The 18,304-nt window shown below is 47.9% G+C and carries 24 protein-coding genes; all 24 read right to left on the bottom strand.

Annotated elements, in window-relative coordinates:
- Positions 1–3 precede the first annotated feature (3 nt).
- On the bottom strand, positions 4–1,158 hold the full coding sequence (locus EKO24_RS20815; RefSeq protein WP_127028715.1) for a helix-turn-helix transcriptional regulator: 1,155 nt from the start codon (positions 1,156–1,158) through the stop codon (positions 4–6).
- Between the two features lie 81 nt (positions 1,159–1,239).
- A complete protein-coding gene (locus EKO24_RS20810) occupies positions 1,240–2,019 on the bottom strand; it encodes a TatD family hydrolase (protein ID WP_127028716.1) in 780 nt (259 codons plus the stop codon).
- Positions 2,020–2,111: 92 nt separating this feature from the next.
- Positions 2,112–2,462, bottom strand: a complete 351-nt coding sequence (locus EKO24_RS20805) for a PilZ domain-containing protein (protein ID WP_127028717.1) — start codon at positions 2,460–2,462, stop codon at positions 2,112–2,114.
- Positions 2,463–2,464: 2 nt separating this feature from the next.
- Positions 2,465–3,460 (bottom strand): DNA polymerase III subunit delta', encoded by a 996-nt coding sequence (locus EKO24_RS20800; RefSeq protein ID WP_127028718.1) that lies wholly within the window; start codon positions 3,458–3,460, stop codon positions 2,465–2,467.
- Entirely contained in the window at positions 3,457–4,128 is a 672-nt protein-coding gene (gene tmk, locus EKO24_RS20795) for a dTMP kinase (protein ID WP_127028719.1), read from the bottom strand. The genes EKO24_RS20800 and tmk overlap by 4 nt, the downstream gene beginning before the upstream one ends.
- Entirely contained in the window at positions 4,125–5,123 is a 999-nt protein-coding gene (gene mltG / locus EKO24_RS20790) for an endolytic transglycosylase MltG (protein WP_127028720.1), read from the bottom strand. Before mltG ends, tmk begins: the two co-directional genes overlap by 4 nt.
- Positions 5,113–5,964: an aminodeoxychorismate lyase gene (gene pabC / locus EKO24_RS20785; protein WP_127028721.1), complete on the bottom strand. Its 852-nt coding sequence runs from the start codon at positions 5,962–5,964 to the stop codon at positions 5,113–5,115. The genes mltG and pabC overlap by 11 nt, the downstream gene beginning before the upstream one ends.
- 45 nt (positions 5,965–6,009) lie before the next feature.
- On the bottom strand, positions 6,010–7,254 hold the full coding sequence (gene fabF, locus EKO24_RS20780) for a beta-ketoacyl-ACP synthase II (protein ID WP_127028722.1): 1,245 nt from the start codon (positions 7,252–7,254) through the stop codon (positions 6,010–6,012).
- A 193-nt stretch (positions 7,255–7,447) separates the two neighbouring features.
- Entirely contained in the window at positions 7,448–7,678 is a 231-nt protein-coding gene (acpP, locus tag EKO24_RS20775; protein ID WP_006890004.1) for an acyl carrier protein, read from the bottom strand.
- Positions 7,679–7,866: 188 nt separating this feature from the next.
- Complete coding sequence (gene fabG / locus EKO24_RS20770; RefSeq protein WP_127028723.1) at positions 7,867–8,595, bottom strand: 3-oxoacyl-ACP reductase FabG; 729 nt, start codon at positions 8,593–8,595, stop codon at positions 7,867–7,869.
- On the bottom strand, positions 8,588–9,538 hold the full coding sequence (gene fabD, locus EKO24_RS20765; protein WP_127028724.1) for an ACP S-malonyltransferase: 951 nt from the start codon (positions 9,536–9,538) through the stop codon (positions 8,588–8,590). Before fabD ends, fabG begins: the two co-directional genes overlap by 8 nt.
- A gap of 8 nt (positions 9,539–9,546) precedes the next feature.
- The gene (locus EKO24_RS20760; protein WP_127028725.1) at positions 9,547–10,515 is read right to left on the bottom strand and encodes a beta-ketoacyl-ACP synthase III; all 969 of its coding nucleotides are present in this window, start codon (positions 10,513–10,515) and stop codon (positions 9,547–9,549) included.
- Positions 10,512–11,540, bottom strand: a complete 1,029-nt coding sequence (gene plsX / locus EKO24_RS20755) for a phosphate acyltransferase PlsX (protein ID WP_127028726.1) — start codon at positions 11,538–11,540, stop codon at positions 10,512–10,514. Before plsX ends, EKO24_RS20760 begins: the two co-directional genes overlap by 4 nt.
- A gap of 93 nt (positions 11,541–11,633) precedes the next feature.
- Complete coding sequence (gene rpmF / locus EKO24_RS20750) at positions 11,634–11,816, bottom strand: 50S ribosomal protein L32 (RefSeq protein WP_127028727.1); 183 nt, start codon at positions 11,814–11,816, stop codon at positions 11,634–11,636.
- Positions 11,816–12,343, bottom strand: coding sequence for a YceD family protein (locus EKO24_RS20745; protein ID WP_127028728.1), 528 nt, complete (start codon positions 12,341–12,343; stop codon positions 11,816–11,818). Before EKO24_RS20745 ends, rpmF begins: the two co-directional genes overlap by 1 nt.
- A gap of 126 nt (positions 12,344–12,469) precedes the next feature.
- Complete coding sequence (locus EKO24_RS20740) at positions 12,470–12,967, bottom strand: TPM domain-containing protein (protein WP_241674743.1); 498 nt, start codon at positions 12,965–12,967, stop codon at positions 12,470–12,472.
- A gap of 2 nt (positions 12,968–12,969) precedes the next feature.
- The gene (locus EKO24_RS20735; protein ID WP_143733273.1) at positions 12,970–13,815 is read right to left on the bottom strand and encodes a TPM domain-containing protein; all 846 of its coding nucleotides are present in this window, start codon (positions 13,813–13,815) and stop codon (positions 12,970–12,972) included.
- 1 nt (position 13,816) lies between these two features.
- A complete protein-coding gene (locus tag EKO24_RS20730) occupies positions 13,817–14,422 on the bottom strand; it encodes a LemA family protein (protein ID WP_127030752.1) in 606 nt (201 codons plus the stop codon).
- A gap of 297 nt (positions 14,423–14,719) precedes the next feature.
- Positions 14,720–14,977 (bottom strand): hypothetical protein, encoded by a 258-nt coding sequence (locus EKO24_RS20725; protein WP_136949114.1) that lies wholly within the window; start codon positions 14,975–14,977, stop codon positions 14,720–14,722.
- Between the two features lie 96 nt (positions 14,978–15,073).
- Entirely contained in the window at positions 15,074–15,553 is a 480-nt protein-coding gene (locus EKO24_RS20720) for a hypothetical protein (RefSeq protein WP_127030750.1), read from the bottom strand.
- Between the two features lie 248 nt (positions 15,554–15,801).
- A complete protein-coding gene (locus EKO24_RS20715) occupies positions 15,802–16,272 on the bottom strand; it encodes a hypothetical protein (RefSeq protein WP_127030749.1) in 471 nt (156 codons plus the stop codon).
- 45 nt (positions 16,273–16,317) lie between these two features.
- Positions 16,318–16,878 carry a hypothetical protein gene (locus EKO24_RS20710; protein WP_127030748.1) on the bottom strand — a complete coding sequence of 187 codons (561 nt, stop codon included), beginning with the start codon at positions 16,876–16,878 and terminating at the stop codon, positions 16,318–16,320.
- Positions 16,879–16,920: 42 nt separating this feature from the next.
- Complete coding sequence (locus tag EKO24_RS20705; protein ID WP_127030747.1) at positions 16,921–17,694, bottom strand: class I SAM-dependent methyltransferase; 774 nt, start codon at positions 17,692–17,694, stop codon at positions 16,921–16,923.
- Between the two features lie 216 nt (positions 17,695–17,910).
- Entirely contained in the window at positions 17,911–18,198 is a 288-nt protein-coding gene (locus EKO24_RS20700) for a hypothetical protein (RefSeq protein ID WP_127030746.1), read from the bottom strand.
- Between the last annotated feature and the right edge of the window lie 106 nt (positions 18,199–18,304).

Below are 18,304 nucleotides of genomic sequence, written 5' to 3'. Positions count from 1 at the left end.
GCATCATAGCGTTAACGTAGCCTTGGAACCTGCAAGCATACCGAAACCTGTCGTTAGCAGTTGTATAAGTTCGGACTGGCGATGCGTTCCGGTCTTCGCCAGTACCTGCTTTAGCTGCGTTTTTACCGTGTTGCTGCTGATACCCCGCGTTTTGGCGTAATCGCTTGGCGTTTGTCCGCCCAGCAAAGCGGCCGCGAGTTTGGCTTCGGCCGGGGAAAGATCGAAGCATTGCATCAGCAGCTTGTCGCTAATTTCTAGCGGCCTGTCCGGGTCGCTAATAAATAGCGCAACGGCCGGCTCCGAGCCGGCAAAGAACAACGATTGCTTTTGCAGCGACACCACGATTGCCGATAGCGGACGATTTGAGCGACGCCTGTGTAAGCTCAATGCATGGCTTTGCCCCTGATCTGCGGCATCGCCGATCAATTGGCGTAGAGTGCGGGTTTCATGATTGTTAGCACCCAAGCATCGGCCGGCGGCATTAAGACTAAGGCCGTCGGCACAACGGCTTAAAGTTTCCGCGATATCGTTGATAAATACGGCTTGACCGCCCTTATCGAACAAAATCAACCCGACCGGCAAGCGGTTCAAAATATCAGCGTTTGTAGCCAGCGCGCCTTTGATTTCGGAAAATCTTTTGTGGATCGTGCAAGAGCGGCGCAAATGCGGCACCAAGCGGGCAAACAGCGCCGTTTCGCCGGCGGAAAACGGTTGTTGCTTGGACCTGAAAATCGACAGACGTACCGCCAGCATATCCTGCTTGAGCAAATGGCCAATCATCGCATGAAAATAACCCTGAGGTTTAAGCCAGTCGTTATACCACTCAGTCTTGATCAGTTCCCGGGCCGGAAACAAGCGATCCGTAGTGATTAACTTGCCTTCGGGTAAATCGCTGGAGTTTTCGAACCAGACATTGGTTTTGGAATAATATCGGTCGTAAGACGCGCCAGCGTCGGGGTCGATCCAGACGGTTTGCACAAAGGAAATTTCATCGCTGCAACAAGTGGAACTGCGGCTGACGAAATCCACCAAGTACAGTGCGGTGCCCCTGCTTTGTAAGACGTCGGACAATTGCTCCAAAAAAGCCGGCCATAACTCCGGCATGAACGCGGCATCGTAGATTGTCCCGATTAAATGATCGTATTGGCTTTCGTTCATCACTTACCGCGCATCCGGCAAAACACGTACAAGCCGGTATTAAATCAGGCGGCCTTGAGCCGCCTGCAAGCGGCAAATACCCTAAGGCCGCTCAAGTTTGAATAGTCTGTAAAAATTTTCCGTCGACAATTCGGCGATCCGACTCACTGTCGTGCCGCGCAATTCGGCCAGTTTTTCCGCCACGTAGCGTACATAAGTGGGATAGTTAGGCCTGCCGCGAAAAGGCACCGGTGCCAGATAAGGCGAGTCGGTCTCAATCAAAAAGCGGTCGGCAGGCACTTTTTTGGCGACTTCCTGAATCTCTTTCGCGCTGTTGAACGTAACAATGCCGGAAAACGAAATATAAAAATTCAAATCCAGCGCTTTTTCGGCAAACTCCCAATCCTCTGTAAAACAGTGAATAATGCCCCCTACTTCGCCGGCATTTTCTTCTTCCAATATTCGCAACGTATCGTGCTTGGCTTCGCGCGTGTGAATAATCAACGGTTTGTTCAAAGCTTTTGCGGCATTAATATGATTCCTGAAACGCTGATGCTGCCAACCTAAATCACCTTCACTACGAAAATAGTCGAGACCGGTTTCGCCGATCCCGATCACTTTGTCATGCTGACCTAAAGCGATCAGTTCTTCAACGCTGGGCTCCTTACCCTCATGCTCGTTAGGATGCACGCCGACAGTCACGGATATTTGCGGATAAGGCGCCACTAAATCCAGCATTGCCGGATAGGCCTCCATATCTATCGCTATGCAGAGCATATGTTCAATTTGGCTGTTTGCCGCTTCTTTGATAAAGCAGGCAAAATCGTTTTGATAAGGTGCCAGATCAATGCGATCCAGATGACAGTGGGAGTCTATTAACATCAGTAGTTGTAAAATAAGAAGTCTGCTTAAAAACAGGCGAAAAAGTAAGCTTTAGCCTTGTACCTTGTACCTTGTACCTTGTACCTTGTACCTCACATAGTATGCGTCGATCGATCGCTCTCTAAAGCGCCGGCCAGATAGTTTTCTATTTTGTTGCGCGACACCCCGCCGTCCTGGTCGCTAAATTGTACGCCTACGCCCGCCGCTCTATAGCCTTCGGATCCCGGCGGCGTTATCCAGATTATTTTTCCGGCTATCGGCAAACGTTCGGTCTCATCCATTAAATTGAGCAGCATAAACACTTCCTGGCCCATTGTGTATTCGCGGCTGGTAGGAATAAACAACCCGCCGTTGGTGACAAAAGGCATGTAAGCTGCGTACAACGCATTTTTATCTTTAATCGAAAGGGACAATATGCCTTGTCCGGGCGCTGCATCTGCCATGGTTATTTTCTCCGGTTAAGTTCGTGCCATTGAATTAAAAGTTCTTCAAACAATAACTGCCTGTTTATCTGAGTATCCAGGCGTTGCCTGCTTGCCAATAATAAATCGTAGAATTTATAAAGCCCTTTTAATTCTAGCCGTTCGGACAGTTCTTGCAACTGGCTGCTCAAGTCAGGATTGTATAAGTTTTGAGCCTGGGCATGATACGAGCTCTTAATCAAATCGATAACCCAGGATGTCATCCAGAATATTAACGGCGACGCCGATAACTTGTGCCAGTCTTCGGCGACGATAACCGGAGATTTAAGCCGCTTCGCTATCGCGATCCATGCATTGAAGCACTCGTTACGCACCATTAATACTTCGTCGTTCAGGTAATCCAGCGCCAACAAAGGTGCCCCCTGCGCCAACGCGACATTATTTCGCAATGTCTCGGTACTGCATGACGATGTTTCTGCCAACCAATCCACGACAGTTTCTTTATCCGGCGTCGCCAAGGCCAGTTTCTGGCAACGGCTGATAATCGTCGACGGCAATTTACCCGGTTTTTCGCTGATTAATATAATCAGCGTGCGCTCCGTCGGCTCTTCAAGACACTTTAAGAAAGCATTAGCCGCGGCATTATTCATATTGTCGGCCGGATTGATAATGACAACGCGATGAGCCTCGAACTGCGGTTTTAAGGTTAATTGGGTGATCAGTCCGCGTATCTGTCCGATAGTAATGGCTTTGCCGGGCTCCTCGGGTTGCACCCGGATAAAGTCGGGGTGAGTTTCGGCGTTGATTAATACACAGCTGCTGCAAAGACCGCACGCGATACCGTTGTGCTGCGGAACGGCACAAAGCAATGCCAGCGCAAACTGCTCGGCCAACCGCTGTTTGCCCAAGCCTTTATGGCCGGTAATAAGCAAGGCCTGGGGAATGCGTTTCTGCGCGATATAACCGTAAAGATGCTCCCATAGCGGCTGTTGCCAAGGTAATGGCTGCGGCACAGTCATTTTATAATGCCGTGTCTGGAAGACGATGAACAATTCAAGGGATGCAGGCCCGGTAAAGTGCGAATAACATCGCTAATGGCCCTTTGCACTTCAATTAACGGTTGATTCGCTTTTATCAACTTGATGCGCGCGGGATAGAGTTCGGCCTGCAATAGATAAGCCCGCCTGACATTTTCAAAAAAACTGATTTTTTCCAATTCAAAACGATCAAGCGCTCCGCGCTCCCTGACTCGTGCGATGCCGACTTCAATCGGCGCATCCAACAGCAAGGTTAAATCGGGTTTTAATGAACCTTGCACAAAGTCTTCGAGCCATTTTATAGCGCTGATTTTCATGTTCCGGCCGCCGCCTTGATAGGCGTAGGTGGCGTCGGTAAAGCGGTCGCACAACACCCAGTTTCCTTGTGCCAAAGCAGGTTCAATCACATGCTTAATGTGCTGCGCCCTGGCTGCAAACATCATTAATAATTCCGCTTGTTCCGAGATCGCTTCACTTTTACTATCCAGCAACAATTGGCGTATTTTTTCGGCAAGTTCGGTACCGCCAGGCTCGCGCGTGACAACAACTGGAATGTTACGCTGCTCTAAGTAGTCTTTGATAAAGGCCAGGTTGGTCGTTTTACCGACGCCTTCTCCGCCTTCCAGCGTAATAAACTTTCCTCGGATCATTTTTTGTTCCTTTGAAATTTGTCAACGGCTGCTTCGTGGTCTTTTAAGTTCGCCGAAAACGCATGCGTGCCGTCACCGCGCGCTACAAAATACAGGCTATCGCCCTTATCCGGATGCAGCACGGCATAAAGCGCATCGCGTCCCGGCATCGAGATCGGAGTTGGCGGCAGACCGCTAATAACATAGGTATTGTACGGTGTGGCCGTGGTTAAATCCTTGGCTTTAATATCGCCCTGATAACTTTCCCCCATACCGTAAATGACGGTAGGGTCGGTTTGCAGCAACATATTCTGTTCCAACCTACGGATAAATACACCGGCTATCAAGGGTCTCTCCGAAACCGCCCCGGTTTCTTTTTCCACAATCGAAGCCAAAGTCAACGCCTCGTAAGGCGTTTTAAACGGCAGGCCTTCTGCTTTACTTCCCCATTCCCGCTGCAAAACTTGCTGCATTTTGTCGTAAGCTCTTTTTAGCAAAGACACATCGGACGTATGCTTTTCAAAATAATAAGTATCGGGAAAAAACAAGCCTTCCGGCGATTTTACGTCAGATTTGAACTTAGCCATTAAGCATCCGAAATCGGCACCGCTTAACGTATGCTCAAGATTGGGATTTTTCTCGATTTCACGCAGTATCTCTTTAAAACTCCAGCCTTCCGGAAAAGTGATAATATGCTGCTTGGTTTTTCCCTGGGCGAATAACGCCAGGATTTGCGGCACTGTCAAGCCGGAAGTTAATTCATACTCTCCTGTTTTAAGTTTTTTCAGTACGTTTAGCTGAAAAGCGATGACTTTGAACCAGAAGGGTTTGATTGCCAGCTGTTCAGCGACAAGCTTGTCGATAATGCGGTTAATCGAGTCGCCTTTTTCAATTTCTATGGTAACCGTTTTATCAAGCAACGCGGGATTATGTAACGCAGTCTGGTAATCCATCCACATCCAGCCGCTGGAAAAACTTAAAATCAACAAAATGAAGCCAATGATTTTATTGTTCATTGTTAAGCTCCATATTGATAAACCTATCCAGCTGGATTTGAATATTGCGGGTTACCGGTCCCACTGAAAAGTACGTTCTTTCGATTTGTTTGACCGGCCAAATACCGATAATTGAATTACAAACAAATACCTCGTCAGCCGACAGCAACTGATTTTTGGTGAAGGTATGCTCAACGACAGAAAGGCCATGGTCAGCCGCAAGCATCATTATCACGCCGCGCATAATGCCGGCGACGCCTGTTTGAGTCAGTATAGCGGTGTAAAGATTATTGTTCTTGATGTAGAACAAATTCGTCATTGTTCCTTCAATAACATGCTCATCGAAATCGAGCATCAGTCCTTCCTGAATCGAAGAATCGTTCCATTCTGCCCTAGCCATGACCTGCTCAAGCCGGTTCAAGTGCTTAATACCTGCCAAGGAGGGATTCAAGCCTAAACGGCTCGTGCAAATACGTGCGACTATGCCCTGCTCTGAGTATATTTGCGGATAATCAGGATAAGGATGAAGACTCAATACGCGAGTAGGTTGAATCGTATCGGGTTGGCGATAACCTCTTCCCCCCGAACCGCGCGTAACGATAATTTTAAGCACAGCCCGGAAGGAATGTTGACCGCGGGTCCATTCGCGACAAAGCCTCCCTGCTTCACAGCGTAACAATTCAGTGTCGAGAAACGGGATATGAAGCCGCTGACAGCCTGAGTTTAATCGTTCTAAATGGCGTTCGAGAAAAACAGCCTGTCCGTCTCTAACTTCAATGGTCTCAAAGAGTCCATCGCCGTATTGAAAGCCGCGATCTGATATTTCAATATGGTTTTTACTTTCACCATTGATCAGAATCATTTTTTTGATTCATAGTTTTCAGTTTTGTAATCAAGCTACTGAAAATTACTCATACCGTTTGAAAATTAACGAACCGTTCGTACCGCCAAATCCGAAAGAATTGGACATCGCTACGTCGATTTTCATATCTCTTGCTGTATTCGGCACATAATCCAAATCGCATTCGGGGTCCTGGTTTTCCAAGTTGATGGTTGGTGGAGCAATTTGATTTTTAATGCTTAATGCGCTCAGTACTGCTTCAATACCGCCCGCAGCACCTAATAAATGGCCGATCATCGATTTTGTCGAGCTGACCGCGACTTTATAAGCATGCTCGCCCAATGCGGCTTTCATTGCCTGAGTTTCACCGACATCGCCGGCCGGTGTTGACGTGCCATGCGCGTTGATATAATCGATCGCATCGGCGTTTAAGCCGGCATCGCGCAATGCATTTCTCATGCAACGCGCAGCGCCTTCGCCACCAGGTGAAGGCGTAGTCATATGATAAGCGTCGCCGCTCATGCCATAACCTACCAACTCGGCATAAATCTTCGCGCCCCGCGCTTTGGCATGTTCCAATTCTTCAAGAACCACCACGCCTGCGCCATCGCTTAACACAAAACCGTCGCGATCCTTATCCCAAGGACGGCTGGCCGCTTGCGGATCGTCGTTGCGGCGGGATAACGCTTTTGCCGAAGCAAATCCGCCCATTGCCGTTGGCGATGTAGTGCAACGCTCAGCGCCGCCGGCAATCATCACATCGGCATCGCCATGTTGAATTAATCGCGCTGCATCGCCTATATTATGAGTGCCTGTGGAACAGGCCGTAACAATCGCAAAATTTGGGCCTTTTAATCCGTATTTGATTGAAAGGTTACCTGAAATCATATTAATGATGTTGCCGGGAACAAAGAACGGCGAAATACGACGCGGACCGCTCTTATCGTAAAGCGCGTAGCATTCTTCAATACCGGTAATACCGCCAATCCCCGATCCGATAGCAACTCCGATACGTTCAGCATTAGCCTCGGTTACTTCAATACCTGAATCTTCAATAGCCTGACAGCCCGCTGCAATACCATAATGAATGAAACCATCCATGCGTTTGGCATCCTTTTCGGGAATGTATTGGCTGATATCGAAATTTCTTATAACGCCGCCAAATGTAGTAGCAAAAGGAGAAATGTCGAAGGAATCAATTGGGCCGATGCCGCTTTTACCATTGATAATACCGTCCCATGTTTCCGAGACCGTGTTAGCTAAAGGCGTGATTGCGCCTAATCCAGTTATTACAACTCGACGTTTGCTCAATGTGATTTACCGTAAGAAAAATAAAGGAGGGGATAAAGAGTTAGCTATATAGGCGGGTAGTGCTTGCGACTCATCATCGCGGCACTCAGTATGGGCTACGCTACGTTTGGCAACCGCTCAGTGCGTTGTTTTACTTTCGCGTCCATGTAGTAGCCGTAACCCCACCTACAAGCTCGTCAACTAAAGCTTAGTCTTAAGCGTTTTTTACTACGTAATCGATAGCTTGCTGAACAGTTGTGATTTTTTCAGCTTCATCGTCTGGAATTTCGCATTCGAATTCTTCTTCAAGAGCCATGACGAGTTCAACTGTATCAAGAGAATCAGCACCTAGATCATCTACGAATGAAGCATCGGTAGCGATATCTTCTTTAACACCCAATTGTTCTGCAACAATCTTTTTTACTCGTTCTTCAATGTTACTCATAATTATTGTCCTCAAACAATGTAAATTCTCCAGTATTCAACCTGAGACTTACAATAGTATTGTTATTAATTTTATTTGAAATCCCGTCTCCGGAAATTCCAGACGGCGGGGCAATTATACTTTATATTGCGATAATGTCACAATATAAAGGCATGATCATACTAATATAGCCTATATAGCCAACATCTCTACGGCATGAACATACCACCGTTTACGTGAATGTTCTCACCCGTAATATAAGCCGCGCCCTCAGACGCCAAAAACGAAACCGTATGCGCGATTTCTTCGGCTTGTCCTAAACGGGACAGCGGAATAGAAGATAACAAGGAGCTTTTAATATCGTCGCTTAACTCCTTGGTCATATCAGTATCGATAAATCCGGGCGATACAGTATTAATAGTAATATTGCGCGAACCGACTTCTTTAGCCATAGACTTGGCAAACCCGACCATTCCGGCCTTTGCTGCCGCGTAATTCGCTTGCCCCGCATTACCGGTCGCGCCAACTACGGATGAAATATTAATGATACGTCCTGCTTTGGCTTTCATCATACCGCGCAGTACTGCCTTGCTCATACGAAAAACCGAGGTCAGATTGGTATTGATAATATCGTCCCACTCTTCGTCTTTCATCCGCATCAATAAATTATCGCGAGTGATGCCGGCATTGTTAACCAATACGGCAGGCACGCCGAACTCGTCATTAACAGTTTTCATGACTTCTTCAATTGATTCCGGATTCGCGACATCAAGCCTTAGCCCCTTGCCTTGCTCACCCAGATAGGCGGAGATTGAATCAGCGCCGTTATCGGTTGTAGCAGTACCGACAACAAAAAAACCGTCCTGAGCCAATCTTTCTGCGATTGCCCGACCGATGCCTCGACTGGCACCCGTTACTAAAGCTACTTTTTTACCCATTGAGTTGCTCCAAAGCTATATTTAATGTTTCCGGGTCGTAAATAGATAATTGTTCGGCATCCTTGGCAATGCGCTTGTTCAGACCGACCAACACTTTCCCAGGACCGCATTCAACAAAACAGGTAACGCCCTGGTCATGCATAAACTTGATACTATCGGCCCAGCGCACCGGCTTATAAAGCTGTTCCCTTAATGCGTTACGAATGACCTCAGGCGCACTATGTGATGCGACGTCCACATTATGAATCAACGTCATCTTTGGCGTATCAATCACGGTATGCTGCAATTGCTCATCCAGTTTTTGTGCCGCCGGCTCCATTAATGCGCAATGAGAAGGAACACTAACCGGCAATAACACGGCCCGTTTAGCTCCGGCTGCTTTCGCCGCAAGCATTGCCCGCTCAACGGCGGCAACATTACCGGCAATAACCACTTGCCCAGGAGAATTGAAGTTAACTGCTGAAACTATTTCGTTCTCGGCCGCATTAGCACAAATTTGAACGATCTGATGATCCTCAAGTCCTAAAATTGCCGCCATTGCACCGGCACCATGAGGCACTGCCTCTTGCATTAGCTGCCCTCTTGTTGCAACGAGTTTTATGCCGTCTTCAAAAGACATAGCCTCGGAACAAACCAGAGCAGTATATTCACCCAAACTGTGCCCCGCCATCCATGCGGGACGAATATTGCTGTGTTTACACCAAATATCCCAAACAGCCACACCGGCGGCCAACATTGCCGGTTGCGTATTATGTGTTTGATTAAGCTCTTCTACCGGACCTTCCGAGACAATAGACCATAAATTCCTGCCTAACGCATCGGATGCCCGTTCAAAAACATGCTTCACCTCAGGATAACTGGCGGCCAAACCAGCCAACATACCGACCGATTGCGATCCCTGACCGGGAAAAACAAAAGCTAAATTATAAGTTTGGTTATTCATTTCGTTATTTAGTATTTAATTAATGCAGAACCCCAAGTGAATCCCGCCCCAAATGCTTCAAGCAAAACGACTTGCCCTCGCTGAATACGACCGTCTCTAACTCCCTCATTGAGGGCGAGCAGCACGGATGCAGACGAGGTATTACCCTGATTTTCAAGGGTTAAAATGACATGATCCATGGACATTTTTAGTTTTTTTGCCGTCGCAGCAATAATTCGCATGTTTGCTTGATGGGGAACCAGCCAGTCAACATCGGACTGCTGCATGTTATTTGCAGTCAAAGTTTCATCAACTATCCGTCCCAGTGTATTGACTGCCACTTTGAACACTTCGTTGCCGCGCATTTTAATATAGCCGGTTTCATCTTTACTTGCCTCGGTAGCAACTTGAGGATTCGGACAATACAGCAAATCTTCGAATTCACCGTCGGAATGAATATGGGTCGATAAAATACCGGCCTCATCCGATGTCCCCAGCAATACTGCCCCAGCACCGTCACCGAACAAAATACAGGTACCCCGGTCCGTCCAGTCAACAAGGCGCGAACATATCTCCGAACCAACAACCAAAACTTTCTTGGCCGCGCCGGATTTAATATATTGATCGGCAATGCTTAACGCAAAAATTGAACCCGAACAGGCGGCCTGCACGTCAAAAGCGACGCAGTTTTTAATCCCCAGGCGCTGCTGCAATAAACAGCCGGTACTAGGATAAACACGATCAGGCGTTCCGGTCGCAACGATAATCAAATCAATTTCTTCGGGATCGCAAGCCGCCGCCTCTATAGCTTGCCTCGCAGCAATCTCAGCCATGCTCGAGGCCGTCTCGTCAGCGCCTGCAATACGACGGCTCTTAATGCCGGTTCGTTCAATAATCCAGCTATCGGAAGTATCTACCGTCTGCGATATTTGCTCGTTGGTCCGAACCTCTTCAGGCAAATAACCACCGGTACCGATTACTCTTGAATAACGAGTCATGCATTCCCTCTCTGAGCTAAAGTCTTTTCGACTTGCTCACTTATTTTTCTAATGACATCTTTTTTTACTTCAACTTCGGCAAGATGAATAGCTGTCTTGAACGCCAGCACATCAGCACCGCCGTGGCTTTTAATAACCAAACCGCGCAATCCTAAAAAGCTCGCCCCATTATATAGGCGCGGATCAATACGTTTTTTAAATGACTTGAGCACCGGATAAACCAGCAATCCGGCCAGTTTGGTTAAAACATTTCTGCTAAAAGCCTCTTTTAATGCAGTGGCGATCATTTTTGCCGCGCCTTCAATAGACTTAAGCGCGACATTGCCGACAAACCCGTCGGCAACAATTAAATCCACTTCGACATGGCCGGCATTTAAAGAGTCACCCTCTACGTATCCTATGTAGTTTAACGATGAATTCTCCAGTAATTTTGCAGCCGCTTTAACTTGCTCATTACCTTTAACATCTTCTTCGCCAATATTTAACAGTCCCACTTTGGGATCATCAATATTTTCAACAGCTTTAACCAACTCGGCGCCCATCACTGCAAATTGGAAAAGATGCTCCGCAGTACAATCCACATTTCCGCCCAAATCAAGCGCATGGGTATGACCATTAATTGACGGCAACGTGGAAATAATGGCAGGCCGGTCAACGCCGGGAATCATTTTGAGCACAAAACGGGCCGTAGCCATTAAAGCCCCGGTGTTGCCGGCGCTCACGCAGGCGTCAGCACGTCCTTCATGAACCAAATTGATGGCAACCCGCATTGACGAGTCTTTTTTATTTTTTAATGCCTTGGATGGAGACTCATCCATTCCGACACACTGGGACGCGTGCTGAATAACGAGTCTGTCTTGGTAATCAATTAATGCCTGGGCTAACTGAGGTTTGAGAACCGCCTCATCGCCCACTAAGATTAGTTTTAAATCTGGATTGTTCTTTAAACAATCCAATGACGCCGGAATGGTGACTTCAGGACCGTAATCCCCGCCCATTGCATCAATCGAAATTGTTAGGCTCACGCTTACGGATGACTCCTGAGTTATTATAAAAAAGCCGAACCTGACCTGATTTGATCAACTTCGGCATTCATGATGCTAAGGTAAAAAGATTTATTAATCTTCGTCGACGCTGTTTACAATTTGGCGACCTTTAAAAAAGCCATCCGGTGTAACATGATGACGAATATGAGTTTCACCTGTCATTGGATCCTGAGACAAAGTTCTACCTGTTAACGCATCGTGTGAACGACGTTGACCGCGCCTTGAACGCGTTACTTTACTTTTTTGTACGGCCATTATAAATCTCCAGTATTTTTTAATTTGGCTAAGATGGAAAAAGGGTTTTGTTTAGGCGCCTGTTGTTCATTTTGTGAAAAATCCACCTCAGAATTATCCGTCTCTTGGACAAGACAATTGTGCGGATGTTTGGGAAATGTAGGCAAAACAAGTAACAGTTCGTCTTCAACAATATTCTTTAAAAGGATTTTCCCCTCATCGATTAACAATGGTTCATAATCCTCAGGCAATCTGTCCGCTTGATCCAGTGAAGTAACAATACCCAATTTAATGGCATGCTTGATAGGCCATTGCAACATTTGCAAGCAATTTTGACATTCAAGTTCCAGAACAGTTTCTATTTGCCCTTCAACTTTAGCCAATTTTCCTTCACGGCCAAAATAAAGTTCAACAGCCACCGCTCCTGTATCGCTAAACAGTATATCCGCCAAGCGATCCAATTTACTTACAGGTATTTGCCCTTTTAATTCACCACGCTTATCAGCCAAGTGCAAAGGGTCTATAAATTCAGGTAATCGAGCTAACATAACCGCGCAATATTATATGGAAACAACGAATTCGTCAATTCCTAAATAACTGCCCTACATAAGCAAATAAGATTAAGAAACCATATTTTTACTCAATAAAGCAGTTAATTAAAGAAACACACTACATTAATGCTTAACGACAACAGGCTTATTGGAAAGCTCATTGGGATTACTTCCATTGCCTGGAAAATACGTAGCCAACAACATCGTGATGCGGTCAATGCCTTGCAAAGTTCCACTCAAAAAATCACCGCGCCGGAATTCTTCCTGCATAGCCGTTGCTATCGCATCCCATTCGGCTTGCGCCACACACTTGGCAATTCCCCTGTCAGCAACAATATGAACTTCCCGGTCCGCCAACGACAAATAAATTAAAACGCCGCTGTTATATTCAGTATCCCAAACCCGCAAATTTGAAAATACTTCTAGCGCACGCTGACGGGCCGATATGCCGCGCCAAACATGCCCCAGCGCAAGCGCATCTTCAACGGCAAAACGAAGCTCGCCGCGATGCTGATATTCGGAATGCTTAATAGCTTTTTCTATCCGCTCAAGCACATCTTTAGAAAACGACATACGCAAGCGCCACGGAGGCATAAACGCATGACGAAACCAACGTTTCATATTTACCATGATCCCGATGCGCCTCCTCCGCCAAAGCGGCCGCCACCCCCGCCCCATGAACCACTGCTACCGCCGCCAAAACCGCCGCTATCATACCAACCGCGTCTCCCCGTTGACCGAGCCCCTCCGACGATAAAAAAAATCATTAAGCCGATAAACAATGCCACCGAAAAAGCCAATCCCAAAAACAATGCCGCGATTATACCGCTACCCAATCCTGCCAGCATGCCTCCCATTACGCGGCCTACTATGGCCGATAGCGCAAAACCTGCAATTAAACCGCCGATCAAAATGACTATGAAACTCCCTTCATTTTGGCTATCGGCCAAACGCTCAGCCGGTGCCGGTAAAGCTTCTCCCTCGATTAGCGTCATTAACTGATCAACTCCCGCATTAATCCCTCCCACATAATCGCCTTCTTTAAAATGCGGGGTAATTGTTTCCGCTATGATCCGCTTAGCAACCGCATCGGGAATAACACCCTCCAGCCCGTAGCCGACTTCCAAACGCAATTTTCGATCGTCTTTAGCCACTATCAGGATAACACCGTCATCAATGCCTCTACGACCGATTTGCGCCAGATCGGCAACCTCTATGCCGAACTCGGCTATATCTTTAGGCTGCGTGGTAGGCACAATCAGCACCGCAATCTGGGAACCTTTCTTGGCTTCGAACGCCGCCAACTTATTCTCCAATTCGGACACCTGTCCGGCACTAAGCGTGCCGGTAAGATCGGTGACGCGACTTGATAATTCAGGAACACCGACTACTGCCCAAGCCTCCAGGCAAAACAACAGCAGCAAAACTCCAAGTCCGCAACAAATACGAGGATATAACGCAACCGACATTCTAATGCCCGCCAACCGTTGCAGGCGCACCAAAATCAACCACAGGAGGCGTTGAGATAGCTTGCTCGTTTTCTACGGCAAAACTTGGTTTAGGCTTGTAGCCGAACATCATCGCAGTAAGATTGGACGGGAAAGAGCGCACGGTAATATTGTAATCCTTGACCGCAGCAATATAGCGATTGCGCGACACGGTAATCCGGTTTTCCGTGCCTTCCAATTGCGCTTGTAAATCGCGGAACAGACTATCGGCTTTCAATTGCGGATAGCTTTCCGCCACTGCCAGCAATCGCGAGATTGCACCGGTCATTTGTCCTTGAGCGGCGATAAACTTCTGGAACGCCTGCTCATCATCAACCAGCTTCGGCGTGGCCTGCATAGCCCCGACCTTGGCGCGAGCCTCGGTCACTTGCGTCAATACATCCTTTTCATGAGAGGCATAGCCTTTAACCGCATTCACCAGATTAGGCACCAGATCGGCGCGGCGCTGGTACTGGTTCAGCACTTCCGCCCATGCAGCCTTAATACCCTCATCGCCGGACTGCAACGTGTTGTAACCGCAGCCGGACAAAATAGTCATCATGAACAAAACAATCAGCCGTTTACACATATCAACCTCTCAGCTTGGATCTTAAAGTTTGGCGAATATAAATACAAAACCAAATAAATTCAAATAATTAAACACAAAAAATTAATTTACCACGAAGAACATGAAGAAAAGCTAAAGTAAAAATTTAGTGTCTTTGCGGTCTTATGCCTTAGTAAACAGATGAGCTTTTAAAAATTACCCTACAACCGACGGCACAAGTTGCGTAATCAGGGGCGGCATCGTAGGAGCGCTTACAAAATATTTACCGGCAGTTCTCAACACCTGTCAGCGTATTCAATACGTCATTCCGGCAGGGATTCACTCCGGGCTATCCAAATCCGTTCCAAACGGATTTATGCCGGAATCCACGACGGCAAGGATGCAGGAGGTAGGCAAAAAACTGCTCCATGCGTAAGCTGCATTGACCTCCAGGAATGGAGGAAATGCCGCAAGATTGCAAGGAGCAATCGCGGCCACCACCTCCATGTGGCTTAACAACGCCTGGAGCAGTTGCCGAGAAGCCGGGAACTGCAAAGCCCAGATCACATCCCTGTGATCTGGATACCGGCAGTCCATGCCGGTATGGCGTGCTATTTAAGCAAAGTGATAGGTGATAAGCAGTATTGCCAAAGCTATCCAGCCTGTCGGTACGATGGCGCACTTCACTGGGCATCAGGCAAGACGCAACTGCGCGAGCCGGGCGCACGCGTCCCCCCCGCTGATATCCGGGATTATTCTTAATTCCAGCACCTTTAACCGATGAAGCCTGACCTCATAATGCTCGATTTCGCGAGCCGTATCCGGGGGAGAAAAATGGTATTGCTGACGTAGAATCTCCCGGTAAGTACTTTCTTTATCCATCAGCCAAAGCAACACAAACTCCTGGGTACGCGACTGCTGTTGTTCATCGAATACCAGAAAAATATGTTCGATAGTGCAAGGTTGATCAAAGACAAGACGGATTGTTTGCTCACCGGGGCTTGCCGCCTGCCATCCCTCGCCCGCATCTTTCGTCAGCAGCAAGGCAGACTCGACAGGACGATCCGGACATTCCGAAGTAAACTCAACCTGGGCCAGATGCTCCAGATCCAAAAAAGCCAGATCGTAAGATGGGATATTTTCAGCGGCTTGACCAATCATAATTTTGCGCATTGTTACCTACCTGTTGCAGTTTATCGTATAGCCAAGATAGCGCCAGGTTCAAAACAGCCTTTCATTTAGCGATACGATGCCGCGCAGCCGCTTACCTAACGCTTCCTTACCGGAACCAAAAACCCGGACTAAGATAAAAAATAGTTTAAACCAGCGTTGATTGATAATGAAAGATAAGCATTTGAGCTAATCGGCCCCGCTCGGCTTTTCGCGCTAAGTCCGGTGTATTGCAGGCTTTGGGCTCGCCGTTATGGCCTAATCCGGCTCAGGCGCGCCTGCGAAAATTTGAATCGCCTCGCCTCGGGCACGGACGGACAACACATTGCGTCATTCGGGCCAACAACCAGCCCCGTAATTTTAATAATCCCCTCCGAAATCTCGACGCCGGTATCGCTCAGGTCCCCTTTGCTTCCGACCTCGATTGGCGGTGTGACACATTGGCCGGCAAGCACAACCATATAACGGCTCCAGTTGTTTGAACATGTACCGGGTTTCGAGCGAGCATTGAAACCGGCACACGCCCCTTCCGCGGTATAGATCGCCACGGTAATCCCGCCTTCCGCCTTGACGGTCCGGGCTTCGCAATATTCAGCCGCTCTTAGTTTCGAAACATGGCGACGGATGGCCTTGTCGATTTTCGGCGGCGTCGAGGGACATTCTTCGGCCGCAACAGCAAACGACAATGTGAGCAGGAATAATATTGCACCGAGAATTTTCATTGTAGCCTCAACGTAAGGGGCGATAGCGGCCCTTGTTTTACGGGGTCATAAATTACCGGCCTCTATCCATAACCGTTCTTTGCCTACCAGCCTATACCAATCCTCAAATTCAGAACGGTACTGCTGAAAAGGCTCGGATAATTTTGGACGGGGATCTTCGCTAAGAGAATACGCCATCCCCTCATTAAACCAATTGGGTTCACGCCATGCTTTTATCATGCCCAGTTTTTCATTCTGCAGGTGGTGAATCATTTCATGGCGCAGATAATACGGTTTCCATCCGCGAGGACTGATAACAATACCGAAAGTACCGATAGTCACGCCCGCTTGTTTTTTAAACCTGAAGGCCTGAAAGCAGGCATCGGAGTTGCAGAAAATGACACGCGGCTTGTTCTCGATTGCACCCACCGACGCATCGACAAAATGCAAAGCCTCGTCGTATAATTCGGCCGCTTCCCGGAAGCGGGACACGTCGTCCGTACACAAAGTACCATTGATGCAAGATAGCCCTGACAATTCAGGTTTAACAATTCGAACCGGCTTAATGAATGCCCAGGCAGCAATAGGGATGCAAAGCAGGCCGATAAGCAATAGACGTTTCAACATGCGAGCCTCTCAAACCCGATAACGCCGCGTTTGAGCGCCATGTTAAGCACGGGCTTCATCAGGTTTGCGTCCAAGAACGAGTAGAGTGCGGATCGGGAGGCGAAAACCTCCGTCGGCATCCCGTGTAATATCAAGTTCCGACAGCTCTTCCGCAGAGGCTGATGCAAGCCGGTCCTGTATCGCTTGAAAAGCTTCATCGCCCAACTCACACCAACGCTTAACCGTCAGGCCGCCGGGAATTTCCCGGCAGCGATTTTCGCATGCTTCAACTTTTAACCCGTTTACCTCAAAAATCTCCCGCCAATACTCTGCCGTATAAGAGCGCACATGTGTCGGGTCATGGAGCACTTCAATTTCGTGATTGAGCGCATCCAGAGCCGGATTTTCGTCGCCTTCCATATCGATAATAGCCACGTAGCCGCCTGGTTTTACCAGACGAGTCATTTCCGTCATGGCTTTGGGGAGATCGGAGAAATGATGCGCGGCCAGGCGGCAAGTAACAAGATCGAATGACGCTGACGCCAACGGTATTGATTCCGCGAACGCCTCGACTGTCTCGACCGCAATGCAGCGTTCCTCCGCAAGCCGCTGCACCTGTGCAAGCATGTTCGGTGCGGGATCGACTGCTACGATTAGCGGGGCGATATCCGCGAATCCAAGACCAGTGTGTCCTGCGCCGCTAGCTATATCGCAAACCGAATCCACGGCAGGCAGGAGTTTATGCAGACGGTCAAGCGTTGGGCTGCCTGAGTGAACCTCGCTTGCCGCATAACCGTTAGCAATGCCATTAAAACGTTTTGAAGAGGATATGTTCATATTTGTTTTTCCAGAAACATGCGGTGCAATACGCTATGCTATTGCACCCTATGAATTACGCCTTACTGCGTAAGTCGGTCTGTCTCAACCTCAATTAGCTCAACCATTCGTTCCCGCGCTCGGTGATGATGCAGCATAACGTAAAGCTACCCGGGCGCGATCCGAAAAGCTGAAAAATAAAACCGCATTATGACCGCGCTCCGGTTGAGCGCCGTGTTATGCCGAATGCAAAATTGCAGGACCTGACCCATTGTTTTTGTTGGGATTCCAAATAACATCACCAGAGACCCTCTTAAATGATTTTACTTCATCTACAAAAAACTCAATGAGTTTGTACTTTTGCTGGCTTGGGCTTTTCTTCTTCCAGGCGCATGTAATATTTGCTCTGTTTTCATTTTTGCCTTCCAAATCGCCACCATCATCCCAATATACCCCTTGGGCTGAAACAAATGTTTGTTCTTTGCCATCTTTGAATTCAACAATAAACTCATCCGGCCATTTCACTGCGTTGAATGTCTCTAGAAGTTACGCATTGACCGCTGGTTAATATTGTGGATTGAGCAGGTCTTTGCCGGGCATAAAGCCGGTGATGAACGTGGCGATAACCTCA

Origin of the sequence: Candidatus Methylobacter oryzae, from assembly GCF_003994235.2 — a bacterium.
Lineage (GTDB): Bacteria > Pseudomonadota > Gammaproteobacteria > Methylococcales > Methylomonadaceae > Methylobacter_A > Methylobacter_A oryzae.
The sequence above is the reverse complement of the archived record's forward strand: the minus strand, read 5'-3'. Positions and strand labels throughout refer to the sequence as shown.

Excerpts from the sequence above, each read along its gene's own strand:
- EKO24_RS20720 (WP_127030750.1), bottom strand. The coding sequence starts at position 15,553 with ATGCGCAAAATTATGATTGGTCAAGCCGCTGAAAATATCCCATCTTAC.
- tmk (WP_127028719.1), bottom strand. The coding sequence starts at position 4,128 with ATGATCCGAGGAAAGTTTATTACGCTGGAAGGCGGAGAAGGCGTCGGT.
- EKO24_RS20810 (WP_127028716.1), bottom strand. The coding sequence starts at position 2,019 with ATGTTAATAGACTCCCACTGTCATCTGGATCGCATTGATCTGGCACCT.
- EKO24_RS20760 (WP_127028725.1), bottom strand. The coding sequence starts at position 10,515 with ATGACTCGTTATTCAAGAGTAATCGGTACCGGTGGTTATTTGCCTGAA.
- EKO24_RS20815 (WP_127028715.1), bottom strand. The coding sequence starts at position 1,158 with ATGAACGAAAGCCAATACGATCATTTAATCGGGACAATCTACGATGCC.
- EKO24_RS20730 (WP_127030752.1), bottom strand. The coding sequence starts at position 14,422 with ATGTGTAAACGGCTGATTGTTTTGTTCATGATGACTATTTTGTCCGGC.
- EKO24_RS20735 (WP_143733273.1), bottom strand. The coding sequence starts at position 13,815 with ATGTCGGTTGCGTTATATCCTCGTATTTGTTGCGGACTTGGAGTTTTG.
- rpmF (WP_127028727.1), bottom strand. The coding sequence starts at position 11,816 with ATGGCCGTACAAAAAAGTAAAGTAACGCGTTCAAGGCGCGGTCAACGT.
- EKO24_RS20715 (WP_127030749.1), bottom strand. The coding sequence starts at position 16,272 with ATGAAAATTCTCGGTGCAATATTATTCCTGCTCACATTGTCGTTTGCT.
- EKO24_RS20800 (WP_127028718.1), bottom strand. The coding sequence starts at position 3,460 with ATGACTGTGCCGCAGCCATTACCTTGGCAACAGCCGCTATGGGAGCAT.
- fabG (WP_127028723.1), bottom strand. The coding sequence starts at position 8,595 with ATGGGTAAAAAAGTAGCTTTAGTAACGGGTGCCAGTCGAGGCATCGGT.
- mltG (WP_127028720.1), bottom strand. The coding sequence starts at position 5,123 with ATGAACAATAAAATCATTGGCTTCATTTTGTTGATTTTAAGTTTTTCC.
- EKO24_RS20805 (WP_127028717.1), bottom strand. The coding sequence starts at position 2,462 with ATGGCAGATGCAGCGCCCGGACAAGGCATATTGTCCCTTTCGATTAAA.
- EKO24_RS20705 (WP_127030747.1), bottom strand. The coding sequence starts at position 17,694 with ATGAACATATCCTCTTCAAAACGTTTTAATGGCATTGCTAACGGTTAT.
- EKO24_RS20725 (WP_136949114.1), bottom strand. The coding sequence starts at position 14,977 with ATGGACTGCCGGTATCCAGATCACAGGGATGTGATCTGGGCTTTGCAG.
- EKO24_RS20745 (WP_127028728.1), bottom strand. The coding sequence starts at position 12,343 with ATGTTAGCTCGATTACCTGAATTTATAGACCCTTTGCACTTGGCTGAT.
- EKO24_RS20710 (WP_127030748.1), bottom strand. The coding sequence starts at position 16,878 with ATGTTGAAACGTCTATTGCTTATCGGCCTGCTTTGCATCCCTATTGCT.
- EKO24_RS20740 (WP_241674743.1), bottom strand. The coding sequence starts at position 12,967 with ATGAAACGTTGGTTTCGTCATGCGTTTATGCCTCCGTGGCGCTTGCGT.
- pabC (WP_127028721.1), bottom strand. The coding sequence starts at position 5,964 with ATGATTCTGATCAATGGTGAAAGTAAAAACCATATTGAAATATCAGAT.
- fabD (WP_127028724.1), bottom strand. The coding sequence starts at position 9,538 with ATGAATAACCAAACTTATAATTTAGCTTTTGTTTTTCCCGGTCAGGGA.
- acpP (WP_006890004.1), bottom strand. The coding sequence starts at position 7,678 with ATGAGTAACATTGAAGAACGAGTAAAAAAGATTGTTGCAGAACAATTG.